At 69.4% G+C, this 13,723-nt stretch carries 14 protein-coding genes and 1 riboswitch; of the genes, 10 read left to right on the top strand and 4 right to left on the bottom strand.

Going from position 1 to position 13,723, the window contains the following annotated elements:
* Positions 1 to 201 precede the first annotated feature (201 nt).
* The gene (locus ACGFX9_RS33015; protein WP_393481935.1) at positions 202 to 819 is read right to left on the bottom strand and encodes an SUKH-4 family immunity protein; all 618 of its coding nucleotides are present in this window, start codon (positions 817 to 819) and stop codon (positions 202 to 204) included.
* A 930-nt stretch (positions 820 to 1,749) separates the two neighbouring features.
* On the opposite strand from ACGFX9_RS33015, the gene ACGFX9_RS33010 reads away from it, so the two are divergent.
* The 3 genes from ACGFX9_RS33010 to ACGFX9_RS33000 all read left to right on the top strand — a co-directional run bounded on the left by ACGFX9_RS33010 (position 1,750) and on the right by ACGFX9_RS33000 (position 3,767).
* Positions 1,750 to 2,712, top strand: coding sequence for a phosphotransferase family protein (locus tag ACGFX9_RS33010; RefSeq protein ID WP_393481633.1), 963 nt, complete (start codon positions 1,750 to 1,752; stop codon positions 2,710 to 2,712).
* A 348-nt stretch (positions 2,713 to 3,060) separates the two neighbouring features.
* Positions 3,061 to 3,495, top strand: coding sequence for an ester cyclase (locus ACGFX9_RS33005; RefSeq protein WP_393481630.1), 435 nt, complete (start codon positions 3,061 to 3,063; stop codon positions 3,493 to 3,495).
* A 134-nt stretch (positions 3,496 to 3,629) separates the two neighbouring features.
* Positions 3,630 to 3,767 (top strand): hypothetical protein, encoded by a 138-nt coding sequence (locus ACGFX9_RS33000; protein WP_393481627.1) that lies wholly within the window; start codon positions 3,630 to 3,632, stop codon positions 3,765 to 3,767.
* Here the strand turns inward: ACGFX9_RS33000 and ACGFX9_RS32995 are convergent.
* Positions 3,761 to 3,973 carry a hypothetical protein gene (locus tag ACGFX9_RS32995; protein WP_393481625.1) on the bottom strand — a complete coding sequence of 71 codons (213 nt, stop codon included), beginning with the start codon at positions 3,971 to 3,973 and terminating at the stop codon, positions 3,761 to 3,763. The two genes, ACGFX9_RS33000 and ACGFX9_RS32995, sit on opposite strands and share 7 nt — an antisense overlap.
* Positions 3,974 to 4,012: 39 nt before the next feature.
* Positions 4,013 to 5,422 (bottom strand): purine-cytosine permease family protein, encoded by a 1,410-nt coding sequence (locus tag ACGFX9_RS32990; protein WP_393481622.1) that lies wholly within the window; start codon positions 5,420 to 5,422, stop codon positions 4,013 to 4,015.
* Positions 5,414 to 5,510, bottom strand: a riboswitch (TPP riboswitch). Its footprint overlaps the gene before it by 9 nt.
* Positions 5,511 to 5,888: 378 nt before the next feature.
* On the opposite strand from ACGFX9_RS32990, the gene ACGFX9_RS32985 reads away from it, so the two are divergent.
* From ACGFX9_RS32985 to ACGFX9_RS32970, 4 genes are all read left to right on the top strand, one after another.
* Positions 5,889 to 6,620: an IclR family transcriptional regulator gene (locus ACGFX9_RS32985; protein ID WP_393481619.1), complete on the top strand. Its 732-nt coding sequence runs from the start codon at positions 5,889 to 5,891 to the stop codon at positions 6,618 to 6,620.
* Between the two features lie 295 nt (positions 6,621 to 6,915).
* Entirely contained in the window at positions 6,916 to 7,980 is a 1,065-nt protein-coding gene (locus ACGFX9_RS32980) for a Rieske 2Fe-2S domain-containing protein (RefSeq protein WP_393481617.1), read from the top strand.
* The gene (locus ACGFX9_RS32975) at positions 7,977 to 8,201 is read left to right on the top strand and encodes a hypothetical protein (RefSeq protein WP_393481613.1); all 225 of its coding nucleotides are present in this window, start codon (positions 7,977 to 7,979) and stop codon (positions 8,199 to 8,201) included. The genes ACGFX9_RS32980 and ACGFX9_RS32975 overlap by 4 nt, the downstream gene beginning before the upstream one ends.
* 48 nt (positions 8,202 to 8,249) lie before the next feature.
* Positions 8,250 to 9,203, top strand: a complete 954-nt coding sequence (locus ACGFX9_RS32970; protein ID WP_393481932.1) for a PDR/VanB family oxidoreductase — start codon at positions 8,250 to 8,252, stop codon at positions 9,201 to 9,203.
* A 22-nt stretch (positions 9,204 to 9,225) separates the two neighbouring features.
* Here ACGFX9_RS32970 and ACGFX9_RS32965 read toward each other — a convergent pair whose 3' ends face one another.
* Positions 9,226 to 10,548 carry a family 43 glycosylhydrolase gene (locus ACGFX9_RS32965; protein WP_393481608.1) on the bottom strand — a complete coding sequence of 441 codons (1,323 nt, stop codon included), beginning with the start codon at positions 10,546 to 10,548 and terminating at the stop codon, positions 9,226 to 9,228.
* Between the two features lie 258 nt (positions 10,549 to 10,806).
* Here ACGFX9_RS32965 and ACGFX9_RS32960 point away from each other — a divergent pair, with 258 nt between their 5' ends.
* Genes ACGFX9_RS32960 through ACGFX9_RS32950 form a run of 3 tightly spaced genes read left to right on the top strand, consistent with a single transcriptional unit; the run spans position 10,807 to position 13,656 of the window.
* Positions 10,807 to 12,048 (top strand): ROK family protein, encoded by a 1,242-nt coding sequence (locus tag ACGFX9_RS32960; protein WP_393481605.1) that lies wholly within the window; start codon positions 10,807 to 10,809, stop codon positions 12,046 to 12,048.
* A 19-nt stretch (positions 12,049 to 12,067) separates the two neighbouring features.
* Positions 12,068 to 12,880: an ABC transporter permease gene (locus ACGFX9_RS32955; protein ID WP_393481603.1), complete on the top strand. Its 813-nt coding sequence runs from the start codon at positions 12,068 to 12,070 to the stop codon at positions 12,878 to 12,880.
* On the top strand, positions 12,877 to 13,656 hold the full coding sequence (locus tag ACGFX9_RS32950; protein WP_393481600.1) for an ABC transporter ATP-binding protein: 780 nt from the start codon (positions 12,877 to 12,879) through the stop codon (positions 13,654 to 13,656). Before ACGFX9_RS32955 ends, ACGFX9_RS32950 begins: the two co-directional genes overlap by 4 nt.
* Positions 13,657 to 13,723 lie beyond the last annotated feature (67 nt).

The following is a 13,723-nucleotide window of genomic DNA, read 5'->3' as shown; positions in this document are numbered from 1 at the left end:
GCACCTTTTGACGCTGGTTCAGATGCGGCCCGCCCGGCGAGTGCCGCCCCCGTGCACAGGACCTGGCCGACGCCATGGACATCGCCGGACCGCAGGTCTGTGACGACATGACCGTCGAGGTGACCCTGCCCCGTCAGCTGCGGCGATGACTCTACCGGCGCGGCAGAGGAGAAGACCGGTCCGCAGCAAGGCGGTCTGCGATCACCCGTAGAGCGAGCGGGCCCCCGGGCTGTTGCCTTTGAAGCGCTGGCCCGCGGCGATCTCCTCACCGACCACCGCCCAGACGGTCTCGTCGTCCTGGAAGGGGAGCGGGTCGACGATGTTCGTCTCCAGACGGATACGCTCGACTTCGCGCTCCAGGCGCTCGAAGTCGGCTTCCTCGTCGCCGTCGTCTCCGCTGAAGGTGAACTCCTCGAGCACGCGCTGGAACCGGAGGGTGACCTGGACGAGGGAGGAGACGTCTGCGTGGAGTTCCCGCACGGTCGCCTCGTCAGCGTCGAAGGCGTGCACCTTGCCGGAAGCGGGGTCGAGGGCGAGGTGGGCGTTGAGCAGCCAGCCGATGACGGGCCATTCACCCGCGTCCTGCGAGGCGTTCTCGAAGCTCTCGGCGTCGACGACGTCCTGGACGAGGGGCAGCCGAACGTCGTCCGCGTCGGGCTCACGCAGTCCGAGTGTCCCGGTGGGGACGCCGACGGTCTGCAGCAGCCGGGCGCCCTCGGTCTCCACGGCGGAGGGCGGGAAGGCGGTAGCGGGCAGGGTCGCAAGCCGGTCCTGGCCGAAGATGTCGGCGAGTTCGTTGCGGGTGACGTCGAAAAGCACTGGCGGAACTCCGAACTCGACGGCGGCATGGGCGCCGCGGGACTCTTGGTGGACGGAAACAGGCACGCAGCAGCGTTGCCGATCGAGGCGCTTCCGGCGGCTCCGATTCCGTGGAGGCGCCGCCTCAATCACAGGTTCCCACTTCCTCGTACCAGTCATCGAATGGATGGAGTTCCACGTCTCCGACCGGCGAGCGGCTGCCAGGCCATGAGCTTGCTATGCCGTGGTTCGCCGCCACCAGCGTCATCGCCCTGCTCGTCTTCTGGGGTGCGCACACGCCACTACCGGTGAGCCAGCACATCCTTGCCCCAGGCTTGCCGACGCGGCGCTGGGAAGTCGGGCGAAATTTCAGCTGACTCGTGCACCGCCGCCTCCCGGACCGGCCCTCCCGGACTGTGGCTCTTCCGGGCTGCGACGCTGATCGTGGCGGTGTCAGTCGTCAGCTGCGACTTGGAGCTGCGCGGTCATGCGGGCTCCGGGAGCCTGATGACGCCGCCGAGTTGCGGAGCTGTTCGCTCATGGCCCAGGCACTGGTCGGGCGGCAGGGATGATCTCCGGGGAGGAGCCGGGGCCTCTCCGTCCGGCCGAGGGCGGCATGGCGGCGGCGACCTAGACCTGCTGGAGACACGCAACAATCCACCGCCGCCCGGAACCCAGTCACAGGGAACTCCTCCCATCACCTGCAAACGGCTCACTCGTGCTCAAGTCGCCTCGCCACCGTACGACTTGGACCACCTGGGGCTGCTGGGGCAGTCGAGGCGACTGAACCGCACCGGCGCCCCGCCCCCCTCCCGGCACCCTTGGCAGTGGTGCCTGCGGGCTTTCCCGGCGGTGGACACGCAAGCCGTCGGACGCGAGGAACAGAACAGCGTTGATATCGCCTCCGACAAAGGTTTTGCGCGGGCCGCGTCCGGATGATGTGGTGCCACGGTGACAGAACACGATGAGGCGGCGGCTGTCCGACCGTTGACCCTGGCTTGGGTGAGCCGGCACCTGGAGGTCGGCGAACGGATCGTCAAAACCGAGGTGCTGCACGGCGGCATCACTGCCGAAATACGGCGGCTGACCGTCGGCGCGCGGGACGGCAGCACGCGTGACCTGGTGTTGCGGAGCTTCGTCGATCCGTTCTATGTGGAGCGCGCCGAGGACGGGCTGGACCGGGAAGCCGGCGCCCTGACCCTGCTCAAGGGGACCGGAGTGCCGGCTCCTGGACTGGTCGCGGTTGATCCGACCGCTGCGCATTGCGAGTACCCGTCGCTCCTCATGACACATCTGGCGGGCCGGACGGTCCTCGACGATGAGGGATTGGAGACGCGCGTCCCTGTGCTGGCCCGTCAACTCGTGGCGATCCACGCGTTGCGACCGGCTGAGCGGCACGGGGAGTATGTGGCGTTGACGACCGCCGACACCGTCGTGACGCCTAAGGGCGCCGACGCGGCCGCATGGGCAGCGGCGATCGACGTGATCCGCCAGCCCGCGCCGCCCTATGAGGGGCGGTTCCTACACCGGGACTTCCAACCCGGCAACGTGCTGTTCGACGTGCCGCCCTCAAGCCCGGCAGATCCCCGGATCACCGGCGTCGTCGACTGGGCAGCGGCCTCCTGGGGACCGGCGGACCTGGATGTCGCGCACTGCTCCACCAATCTCGCGCTGCTGCACGGACCGGAGTGGGGGCTGCGGTTCGCTGAGGCGTACGAGGAGGCCGGCGGGGTGCTGGCGGCGGCCACGAGCGAGCGGCTGTACTGGCAGGTGCGGGACGGGCTGGCGTCCTCGGAAGAGGTGCAGGTGGTGGCGCGGCTGTGGCGGGAGGCAGGGAGGACGGAGCTGACGACGCGAGCAGTGGAAGAGCGGCTGGATGCCTACATCACCGCCCTGATGGACGCGCTGGGCTGAGCCCGGGCGGTCCGGGGCGCGGACGCGGCGGCGCACCACCATTGCCTGTGCCCTACGTCGATTCGAACAGCGGCATCACTCGCCGTGGCCGCCTCCCGTGATCTGTGGCGGACCCCGATGGTGAAAGCCCCCTGCGGGCGACGCTTCCGCCAGCTCTTCGCAGGCTTGCTCCGGAAAGCGGCACTTGCCGGGGTTACGGCCACTACAGCTACCGCTACCGCATGGATGCTTCCGGGTGACACACACGGAAGCTCGGCGCGGCGTACGCGCGGCCCCGAGGCCGGGCGGGTCATGCTGCCGGTCGTGTGCGCCAGGTCCGGTGGTACGAAACGCGCGTAGGGGAGTCCCGTGTCGACCGAAGAGAACAAGAGGTTGGTTCGCCGTTTCTACGCGGAGATCGACAAGGGCAACGTGGAGGCCATGGACGAACTCGTGGCCGAGAACTACCAGGACCACTCCCCGCCACCGTTCCCAGGGCTCGGGCCCGGTCGCGAGGGGCTCAAGCAGGCGTTCCGAGTCTTCTGGGAGGCCACTCCCGGGACTCATGAGATCGAGGACCAGATCGCGGAAGGCGACAAAGTGGTGACCCGGATGACGGCCCGTGGAGTGCACGAAAGGGACCTGCCGGGCATCCCGGCCACCGGAAACCAGCTCACGATGACGGCGACGGTGATTCACCGCATCGAGAACGGCAGGCTCGCGGAGAAGTGGTCCGACAAGGACCTTCTCGGCTTCCTCCAGCAACTCGGCGTCATCCCGGCGCCCGGCGGTACGCCGACATAGTCCGGGCGACGCCACGGCCTTGCGGGCCCGGCAGGCAGATTGCCCGATAACACCCGCCTGTAGGGCGAACGTTGCCTGACGGTGTTCACAGTGGTGTGCCGTTGACCACCAGCGCTACGTCGATGTAGTCGCGCGTGGCATTGGAGTACGGGCAGACTTGGTGGGCAGGCCACCTCGACCAGCTCGACCGCCTGCGCCTCGGTGACCGACGGCAGCGTGACCCGCAGCTCGACACCGAGCTTGAAGCGGCCGCCGTCGACCGGGATCAGTGAAACCGCCGAGTCGACCTCCGCGTCTTCCGCCTTGAGTTCGCCGCGATGCCCACCAGGTCCAGCGTCGTGGCGAAACAGGTGGCGTACCCGATCGCGAAGAGTTCCTCGGGGTTTGCGCCCTCACCGTCCCCGCCCAGCTCCTTGGGCGGCGCCTGCACGACACCCTGCCGGAGATCCGCCCCGTCGAGGACCCCGGCCACGCGCACGAGGCGTACCTCACTGCCCTCGCCGCCACGTCGTCGTGGTCAGCGGCCGGCCGCTCGACGGCGTAGCCGCAGGGGCGTGTACACGACGAGCGCCGCGATGAACGCGACGTAGTAGGCGAGGTCCGCGGCGTGCAACGCCGCGGCCACCGGCCCCACGTACAGGCTCGTGTCCATGAACGGCACCGCGGCGCCGAAGGCGGCAACGAACGCCGCGAGGGCGGGCCACCACGGCTGTGGGCGGGCGCTCTCGGCAGCCAGCTCGAACGGAGCTCCGCCTCGAGCGCGGGCGCGTGCGAACCAGTCGACGGCCACCACCGCCACGAACCCCGGGATCCAGTAGCCGACGAACAGCAGCACATTCTGGAAACGCGCCGCGGTATCCGCTGCGTGCATCCACAGCACCAGCGGGAAGCCGAGCACGGCAGCGAGGCCCGCCGCCAGCGGCCGCGAGATGCGCACCCCGACCGTCTGGAGGGCCAGTGAGCCGCTGTAGTCGTTCATCGCATTGCTGCACAGCGCGGCCAACGCGACGGCCAGCAGCCCGAACGCGCCGAGTGCGCCACCACCCAGCAGTTCATCGACGCCCTTCGCGGTCTGGTCGGTGAAGATTGACGCACCCCACAGCCCGAGCGCCTGGACCGCCACGAAGGAGGCCGATACGCCGAGCAGCGTGCACCAGAACATGCGCGGCCGGGAGGCCGAACGCGGTAGGTAACGGCTGAAGTCGCTGGCGTAGGGGGCCCAGGACAGTGCGAGGCTGAGCGCGATGGTGCTGGTGAGAACGAACGCGCCCGCGCGGTCGGATCCGTGCACCGACGCGGCGGTGGCGGGGTGGACACCGTCGAGGAGCTTGAGGGCAAGCGCGGCGAAGGCCGCTGCCAGCACGAAGGTCATGACCTTCTGCAGTCGGTGTATCGCCTCGTAGCCGAACACGCCGAGTACGCCTTGCCCCAGCATCATCACCAGTACGCCCACCCAGAACGGCCAGCCGCACAAACGGGCCAGCGCGTCCCCGCCGAACAGGCCGATGAGCGCGTCCCACGCGACCGACGACAGCCACTGCAGCACACCCGGCACGGCAACGGCCCGGCCGAACGCGAGCCGCGCCAGCGGCAGTTGCCCTGCCCCCGTCAGACCGCCCCACGTCCCCAGGTAAGCGGTGGGCACGGCACCGACGACCGTCCCCAGCACGACGGCCACCAGCGCGGTGGTGAAATCAAGACCGAGGGCGATGCCGATCGTGCCGGTGAAGACGCCTGTCATCGTCAGGTTCGGGGCGAACCACACCGTGAACAGCCGTGCCGGCTCGCCGTAGCGGTGCGACTCGGGGACCGGGGCGATCCCGCGGGTCTCGACGCGCAGGTCACCGGGGGCCGCGGGCATCCGCCCATCGAAGACGGACCGCCGGCCGGTGTCCGCCGGGCCGTTCGGAGCATGCGGCAATGACATGAATGACATCCCTCCGCCAGTGCTAACTGGTTCAGGTTCGACGGGTGTGATCTCAGCCCCGCTGGTCGGGGCACCCCGTGTCGGATTGCGTCGGCAAGGCTAACCCACGCGGTCGGGGCGGTCTCGCCGAGGTGTGTCGTGCCGTGGCCGGGCGGGCTCGGAGTCCCTCAGCGAGGATGCCTGCCACTGGACGGTCAGGACCGGTCCGGGCCGACGGCCTGCCACCGTGCCGCCTGCGTGGGTCTCGACGCGGCTTCTGCCTTGCTGCACACTGACCGGCACGGTGGAGAAAGCAGCCGTCAAGTGATCCGCCCCGGCTGGGGCTCAGCGATGGGAAGCAGCGGGGGCGCCGGTGGAACACTCCCTCACACAGCAACCCGGCCAGGGCGAGCGCGGACCGTCGCCGGTGGCCCCGGCAGAGCGACCTGCGACGCCCCGCCGTGGTTCCCAGTCCGGTACGGGGCCCGTGCTGGGCCGCGCGCTGCAGATCCTCGGCGCGTTCAGCGCGGATTGCCGGGAGATGACGCTGAGCGAACTGTCCCGGCGGTCCGGGCTGCCCGTGTCGACCGTGCACCGGATGCTGGGCGAATTGATGTCCTGGGGCGCGTTGGAGCGCGGCGCCAACGGCTGCTACCGCGTGGGCCTGAGGCTGTGGGAAGTCGGCTCGCTCGCCCCGCGGGGCCAGGGGCTGCGAGAGTGTGCGCTGCCGTTCCTGGAGGATCTTTCCCAGATCACCCGCGAGAACGTGCAGCTCGCGGTGCGCGAGGGCACCGAGCTCGTCTTCGTGGAGCGCATTGCGGGGTCCGGCGCGGTCCCCGTACTGACACGCGTGGGAGGACGCTTCGCCCTCACAGCCACCGGCGTCGGGCTTGTGCTGCTCGCGCACGCCCCCGTTGACGTGCAGGACCAGGTGCTTGCCGGCCCCTTCGAGCGCTTCACGCCTCGCACGGTCATCGATCCGCGTGCGTTGCGTCGCATGCTGGCCGAGACGCGGACCAACGGCTACGCGGCCAGCGACCGCCAGGTCACCATGGACGCCCTGTCGGTCGCCGCCCCGGTGCACGGCAGCGACGGTGCGGTGATCGCCGCCGTCTCACTCGTCGTGCGCCATGGCAGCAGCTCCCCGAACTCACTGGCCCGGCTTGTCTGTACCAGCGCCCGTGCGATCTCCCGCGTCATGGCCGCACCCAGGGCCTGAAGCCTGCCGCACTCCGCAACTCCGCCTGAGCGCCGGCTCCCCGCCCACACCGTGCCGCGAGCCGACCACACCACACCACGGTGCTCACGCCGTATTGCCTGCCGCCGCCGCGGCGGCGTTGCGCGTGTTTCGCAGATGTTTCCCGGCATCCGGAAAGGCCCCTGGTGGCCCGGTCCGGCCGGTCGCACGATGGTCAGCACCGGTCGATGCCCGGGCACCACTCGGCTTGTCGGCGAAGGCCTGACATACGTCTATGTGGCAGCCCGGCCCGCCCCACACTCACAAGGGAATGCTCATGACTGCTTTCGTTCGCGATCAGTGGTACGTCGCCGCCTACGGCCGCGAGGTCGGGCGCGAGCTGCTCGGACGCACCGTGCTCGGGGAGCCGATCCTGCTGTACCGCACCGAGGGCGGCCGGGCGGTTGCGATGGCCGAGCGCTGCGTGCACCGGCGCTTCCCGCTGTCGCAGGCACCGAGCCGGCTGGACGGCGACCGGGTGGTGTGCGGCTACCACGGCTTCACCTACGACACCGACGGCGGCTGCGTCTTCGTACCCGGCCAGCAGCGCATCCCGCGCACCGCCCGGCTGAAGACCTACCCGGTCGTCGAGCAGGACTCCTTCGTGTGGGTGTGGATCGGTGACCGCGAGCCGGGGGACACCCTGCCGCCCCGCGCCCCATGGATGGATTCGCCCGAGTACACCGTCGTGTCGGGCATGGAGCCGATCGCCGGCGACTACGGTCTGCTCGTCGACAACCTCATGGACCTGTCCCACGAGACGTACCTGCACGGTGGTTACATCGGCACACCGGAGGTGGCCGAGACGCCCATCACCACTGAGGTCGACGACAAGGCCGGCATCGTCTACGTCAGCCGCCACATGGACGACGCCGAATGCCCGCCGTTCTACGCGAAGTCCACGGGCATCGAGGGCCGGATCACCCGCTGGCAGGACGTCGAATACCACGCGCCCTGCCTCTACTTGCTCCACTCGCGCATCGCCCCCGCCGGCGCCCCTGGTCCGCGTCCGGACGGCAGCGACCCGCACGCCTTCCATGTGGAGGTCGTCTACGGCATCACTCCCTCGACGGAGAAGACGACGTACGACTTCTGGGCCGTCGCCCGGGACTTCGCCCTCGACGATCAGGACGTCACCGAATTCCTGCGCAACAACAACCACACGGTGGTCATGCAGGACGTGGTGGCCCTCAACGTGCTGCAGAAGTCCCTGGACACCGAGCAGGACGGCTACCAGGAGCTGAGCATCAACATCGACACCGGTGGCCTCGCCGCCCGTCGCATTCTCGCCCGGCTGGCGTCGCAGCCCGGCGCCGGGCAGTCGGCGGCGACGGCCCGATGAGCGCGCTTCACCCCGCTGCCCTTACGGGGGACGGCGTCTTCCGTATCCACTGGGTGCTGGGGACCGACCGGCAGCTGGCTGTCTGCCACTGCGGCGCGGAGCGGGAGTTCGAGGGCCCGGTGGAGCTGTGGGACTGGCTGCTGGGCCACCCCGAGGACCACCGCCCGCGCGCAGCAGGCCGTTCCGGCCTGAAGGGACGAACTGTGAGCGAAGAACCGTGAGGGGCGAACTGTGAGGGACGAACTGTGACCATCGTGATCCCCCCGCGCATCGCGGCCGAGGTCGAACTCGGCCTGACCCTGGAGCGCAAGGAGATCCTCGCAGAGGGCGTCGCGCTGCTGACGCTCACGGACCCCGAAGGTTCCGCTCTGCCCGAGTGGAGCCCCGGCGCCCACATCGACCTGGTGCTTGCCTCCGGCCTGGTGCGGCAGTACTCGTTGTGCTCGGACCCGGCCGACCGTTACCGGTGGCAAGTCGCGGTCTTGTACGAACCGGTAAGCCGGGGCGGCTCCAAGTGGGTCCACGAGCACCTGCGGGAAGGGGCCGAGGTACGGGTGCGCGGACCGCGCAATCACTTCGCCCTTGAACCGTCCCCTCGTTACCTGTTCATTGCCGGCGGCATCGGTATCACCCCGATCCTGCCCATGGTCGCCGAAGCCCAACGGCGGGGAGCTGAGTGGCAGTTGGCCTATGGCGGCCGCAGCCGCCGCTCCATGGCATTCCGCGAGCAGCTGGAGGCGGCGTACGGAGAGCGGGTGTCCGTACGACCGCAGGACGAATTCGGCGTACTGGACCTGGCCGGGCTGCTGGCCAACCCCGAGTCCGGCACACTCGTCTACTGCTGCGGTCCCGAAGGTTTGCTGAACGCCGTTGAGCAGAGCTGCTCCGGCTGGCCGCCGGGCGCCTTGCACATCGAGCGGTTCGCTCCCAAGGACCATGGTTCGTACGGCCCGGACGAGGCCTTCGAGGTCGAACTGGCCCAGAGCGGCATCACCGTGACCGTCCCGCCGGACAGGACCGTCCTCCAAGCGGTAGAGGAGGCGGGCGTGCAGGTGCTGTCGTCCTGCCAGGAAGGCACCTGTGGCACGTGCGAGACCGCTGTCCTCGGCGGGACGGTGGACCACCGCGACTCCCTGCTCACCGCAGCCGAGCAGGCCGCGCACGACACCATGTTCATCTGCGTCTCGCGCGCCGCCTGCCCCCGCATCGTCCTGGACCTGTGACGGCGAGGACGGCCGGCCCAGATCAGTTCCGGCGCCGGGCGTACAGGCGGTTGCCTGCCGGGCCCGTCCACTCCAGCCGCACGAGGCCGGGCACCGCGGCGTCGGCGATGCGCGCGGGGTCGGCCCAGTAGCCGAAGGCCGGATTGCGGAAGAACGTCGCCCACAGTCCGCCGTGGTGGTCCTCGAAGAAGTTGTTGTGTCCGGCGCCCACCCCCGCGGTCCAGCGCCGCGAGTACGGGCCTTCGAAGCGGTCCGCGACAGCGACCACCGCGTCGTACTGGTCTTGCGTCCGGTCGGGGCCAGGCGGGTCGTAGGCGTTACGCGTGCTGCCGTCGGGGTTGGTGGACCTGCGGTCCCAGGCGGCGTGCAGCAGGTAATACTTGCCGCCGTACTTGAAGACGTACGCACCTTCAAGGTAGGGCTCGGGGTTGTAGGGCGTCTGCTGGAACGACGGGAGGTTCGTCGTCGGGACGATGTCCTCCATGTCGTCCCGGAACTTGGCGTACACGTGGTTGTGCAGCACCAGCCACGCCTCGTCGTCCTCGCTGTAGAGGCTGCCGTCGATGTGGTGGTAGGCGCCGGGCTCGATGAACGACGGCCCGCCGATGAACGAGTCGCCGAAGGGCTTGTCGAGATTGCCCCGGACGAGGCGATACGGGCCCTCGACCCCGCCCTCGCTCACCAGCATGAAGGAGCCGACCTTCCGTGAGTGGTCTCCCATGCACGCGACGAGGTACCACTTGTCGCGGAAGTAGTGCAGCTCCGGCGCCCAGACGTTGCCGCGCTTGCCGAACTGGTCGTCGTGCCAGTGGGTCTGCCATGGCGCGACGACCGTGCGTCCGGGGCGGTTCTCATCGACGAACTCGGGCGACCACACCTTGCCACGCTCGGCGCCGGGCCGGATGCCGGTGGTGTCGGCGAGCTTCCACGGGCCGCGCAGGTTCCGTGCCGTCCACACGAAGAGACCGTCGTTCCAGGGTGCGGCCGCGGTGAGGCCGGGCACCCGGGTGGTGCCGGTCGCGACGTAGAGCGGACGGCCGTTGACGACAAAGCAGTTGACGTAGGTGTCTCGCATCCAGACCCGGCCGAGCGCCTTGTCGCGGGGCCGGAGCTCGAGGGGGAGGATGAAGGAGTTGTCCCTGCGCGGCCACAGGTCCTTGCGGGTGTCCGCGAGGCCATAAGGGCTCGGATCGGGCCAGTTCGGCGGGTACGGCTGTGTCGATGCGGCTTCCGCCTGTGCCGTCTGGCCGGCAGCAGTGGACAGCGCCGCCGCTCCGACAGAGCCGGCGACCCCGGCCAGCAGAGTCCGTCGGCCGACGTGTATTCCGTGCTCGGATCTGTTCATCAGTCGCACTCACCTTCGTCGTCAAGGACACCAGGACGGGCGCCCCCCGCTGTGGCTGTCGCTCAGCATGCGAACACTCACTGATTTTCGTCAATAGGTCGGAAAAATAATCCGGAGGGTTCCGCGCCGCGACGTACTTCGCCGTCCGGGGCGATCTCGCACCCCAACTCTGGCCGGTTGAGGCGGAATGCGCCCACGGAGGCCGCCGGAGTGTGACGAGTTTGTTTCAACTCATTGACGAAAATACTCGGCGCTCACATGCTGTCCGGCATGCACGAACACGACGGTCCGCTCACGCGGCTGAGACGAAGCCATGAACACCGTGTGCTCGATCTGCTCCGCAAGCACGGTCCGCTCAGCCGCGCCGAGTTGGGCGCCCGCAGCGGGTTGTCCCGTACGACGCTCCATGACATCGTCGCCGGCCTGGCGGGCAGCGGCACGGTCGTCGCCGGTACACCGCATGCCGAGGTGCGCAAGCGCGGCCGGCCGGTGGAGAAGCTCAGCCTCAACCCTGCCGCCGGTGAGGCGGTCGGCATCGACTTCGCGCGCCGCGCCGTGCACGTCGCGGCGATCAACTTCGCCCATGAGGTCATTGGTTCGGCCGGCGAGGCGCATGCCGCGGATCTGTCCTGGCCCGAGCGGGTCGACATCGCCGGACGCCTCCTGACCACGTTGGCGACCGGCTCGGCCGGTGACGCGGCGAGCGGCCGCCGGGGGCGCCCGGCCGCCGTCCACCTCGACGCGCTCAGCGCGATCGGCGTCGGAGTGGTCGGGCCGATCACCGACCCCGGCAGCGAGAACGCCCGCGCGCAGGGCATCGACGGCCTGCCGGACCTGCTGCGCAAGCAGTTCGGGGTGCCGGTGCTCCTCGACAACAACACCCGGCTCGCGGCCCTCGCCGAAGCGGTGTGGGGCGCTGCGGCGGACAGCAGTGACGTGCTCTACCTGCGGCTGTCACACGGCGTCGGCGGCGGTCTGGTCGTGGGCGGCGCGCTGCACCGAGGCCGCTACGGCCTGTCGGGCGAGTTCGGGCACATCACCGTGGACCCGACCGGGCGGAGCTGCGAATGCGGCGGGACCGGCTGCCTTGAGACCCGTGCCTCGCTCGACGCGGTCCTGAACCGCTACCGCGAGGCCGGCGGCCGGGCCACCGATCTCGCCGGATTCCTGGACGCCGCCTCGGACGCCGAACGCCCCGCCCTGGAGGTGCTGGAGCGTGTCGGCAGCGAGATCGGCCAGGTACTCGCAGCGGTCTGCCATGCCGTAGGCCCGGGCGTCATCGTCGTCGGCGGTGAACTGGCAGAGGCAGGCCCCGTACTCCTCGAGCCGATCGAACGGGCCCTGCGGCAACACCTGATGCCGATGGCCCGCCGACACGTGGACGTGCGGCGCGCGACGCTCGGCGAGGCCGGCAGCGCGCTGGGCGGCATCGCCCTCGTTCTACATGAATCCCCCCTGCTCTCCCACTATCCGCAGCCCGTCCCCGAGGAGAACGCGTGAAGCCACCAGCGAGGAACCCATGGCTGTGATCACCCCCGCCGAGAAAGTCGCCGTCGACACGCGGCAACAGCAACCGCGCCCCTCCCAGCGCCGGTTCCTGGTCCTCAACTTCGTGGCACTGGCTGCGGGTATCGCCCTGTGGGCCGTCGTGGCCGTGCTTGGCCTTGTCGACAACCTCCCCACGCCGGCGGCGGTGGCCCAGAAGGCCGGCACCATGATCTCCGACGGCACGCTGGCCTCCGATACGTTCGCCAGCCTGCGCCGGGTCCTTCTGGGCTACGCCCTCGGCGTGCTCGTCGCCGTACCGGTCGGCTTCCTCATGGGCTGGTACCCGACAGTGCGCGCCCTGGTCGAGCCGTACATCCAGTTCTTCCGCACCATCCCTCCGCTCGCGATGATTCCACTGGCGGTCGTACTGCTGGGGATCGGCGAGGTGCCGAAGGTCGCCGTGATCTTCCTGGCCTCGTTCATGGCCTGCGTCGTCTCCTCCTTCCAGGGCGTCATCGACGTGGACAAGACGCTGATCAACGCGGCCCGGGTGCTCGGCGCCTCGGACCGGACCATCTTCGCCAAGGTGGTCGTGCCGGCCTCCACCCCGTTCATCCTCGTCGGCATGCGGATCGGCCTCGGCGCGTCCTGGGCGACCGTGGTCGCCGCCGAACTCATCGGCGCGCAGGAGGGGTTGGGCTACCGGATGCAGAAAGCGTCCACCTGGTTCGAAATGGACACGATCTTCGTGTCCCTGATCACCATCGGCGTACTCGGGCTCGTCATGGACCGGCTGTTGCTGCTGGCCGAGCGACGCCTCACCGGCTGGCAGGAGCGACGATGAACAGCAAGATCACGTTCCGGGACGTGGTGAAGACCTTCCCGCTGAAGGGCACCTCCTTCACGGCACTGGGCGGGGTGAGCCTGGACATCGCGGACCAGGAGTTCGTCACCGTCGTGGGCCCGTCCGGCTGCGGCAAGTCCACGCTGCTGAGCATGGCCGCGGGGCTGCAGGAGCCCGATTCGGGCAGCGTCCTGGTCGACGGCACACCGGTGTCCGGACCGGGCCCGGACCGGGGGGTGATCTTCCAGCAGTACGCCCTGTTTCCCTGGCTGACCGTGCGGCAGAACGTGGAGTTCGGGCTCAAGCTCGCCTCCGTACCGGCGGTGGAGCGACGCCGGCGTGCCGAGCAGGCCATCGGACTTGTCGGCCTGAGTGACTTCGCCGAGGCCCTGCCCAAAATGCTGTCCGGTGGCATGAAGCAGCGCTGTGCCATCGCGCGTGCGTACGCGGTCGACCCCCAAGTGCTCTTGATGGACGAGCCGTTCGGGGCGCTCGACGCCCTGACCCGGGTGCAGTTGCAGGACCAGTTGCTGCAGACCTGGAGCCAGGAAAAGCGCACCGTACTGTTCATCACCCACGACGTGGACGAAGCCGTCTACCTCGCCAGCCGGGTTGTCGTGATGGCCGCCAGGCCCGGCCGCATCCACCAAGTCGTCGACGTGGATCTGCCCTACCCACGTACCGAAGAGATTCGGCTCTCGCCCGAGTTCAGGCGCATCCGCAACGAGGTGTGGACCTCCGTGTACCACCAGGAAGCCCCGGCTGACGCCGCCTGACTCGCCGATCATCCGAGCCCTCGCCCTGGGCCTTCCCAGAACCCACCCGAGCATCGTCCCGAGAGGG

The sequence above is a fragment of the Streptomyces sp. NPDC048436 genome (genome assembly GCF_043200355.1).
Taxonomy (GTDB): domain Bacteria; phylum Actinomycetota; class Actinomycetes; order Streptomycetales; family Streptomycetaceae; genus Streptomyces.
This window is presented reverse-complemented; position numbering and strand designations above follow the sequence as displayed.

What these genes read in the sequence shown, in the direction of transcription:
- ACGFX9_RS32990 (WP_393481622.1), bottom strand. Translation starts at nt 5,422, where the DNA reads ATGTCATTGCCGCATGCTCCGAACGGCCCGGCGGACACCGGCCGGCGG.
- ACGFX9_RS32950 (WP_393481600.1), top strand. Translation starts at nt 12,877, where the DNA reads ATGAACAGCAAGATCACGTTCCGGGACGTGGTGAAGACCTTCCCGCTG.
- ACGFX9_RS32975 (WP_393481613.1), top strand. Translation starts at nt 7,977, where the DNA reads ATGAGCGCGCTTCACCCCGCTGCCCTTACGGGGGACGGCGTCTTCCGT.
- ACGFX9_RS32980 (WP_393481617.1), top strand. Translation starts at nt 6,916, where the DNA reads ATGACTGCTTTCGTTCGCGATCAGTGGTACGTCGCCGCCTACGGCCGC.
- ACGFX9_RS32965 (WP_393481608.1), bottom strand. Translation starts at nt 10,548, where the DNA reads ATGAACAGATCCGAGCACGGAATACACGTCGGCCGACGGACTCTGCTG.
- ACGFX9_RS32955 (WP_393481603.1), top strand. Translation starts at nt 12,068, where the DNA reads ATGGCTGTGATCACCCCCGCCGAGAAAGTCGCCGTCGACACGCGGCAA.
- ACGFX9_RS32960 (WP_393481605.1), top strand. Translation starts at nt 10,807, where the DNA reads ATGCTGTCCGGCATGCACGAACACGACGGTCCGCTCACGCGGCTGAGA.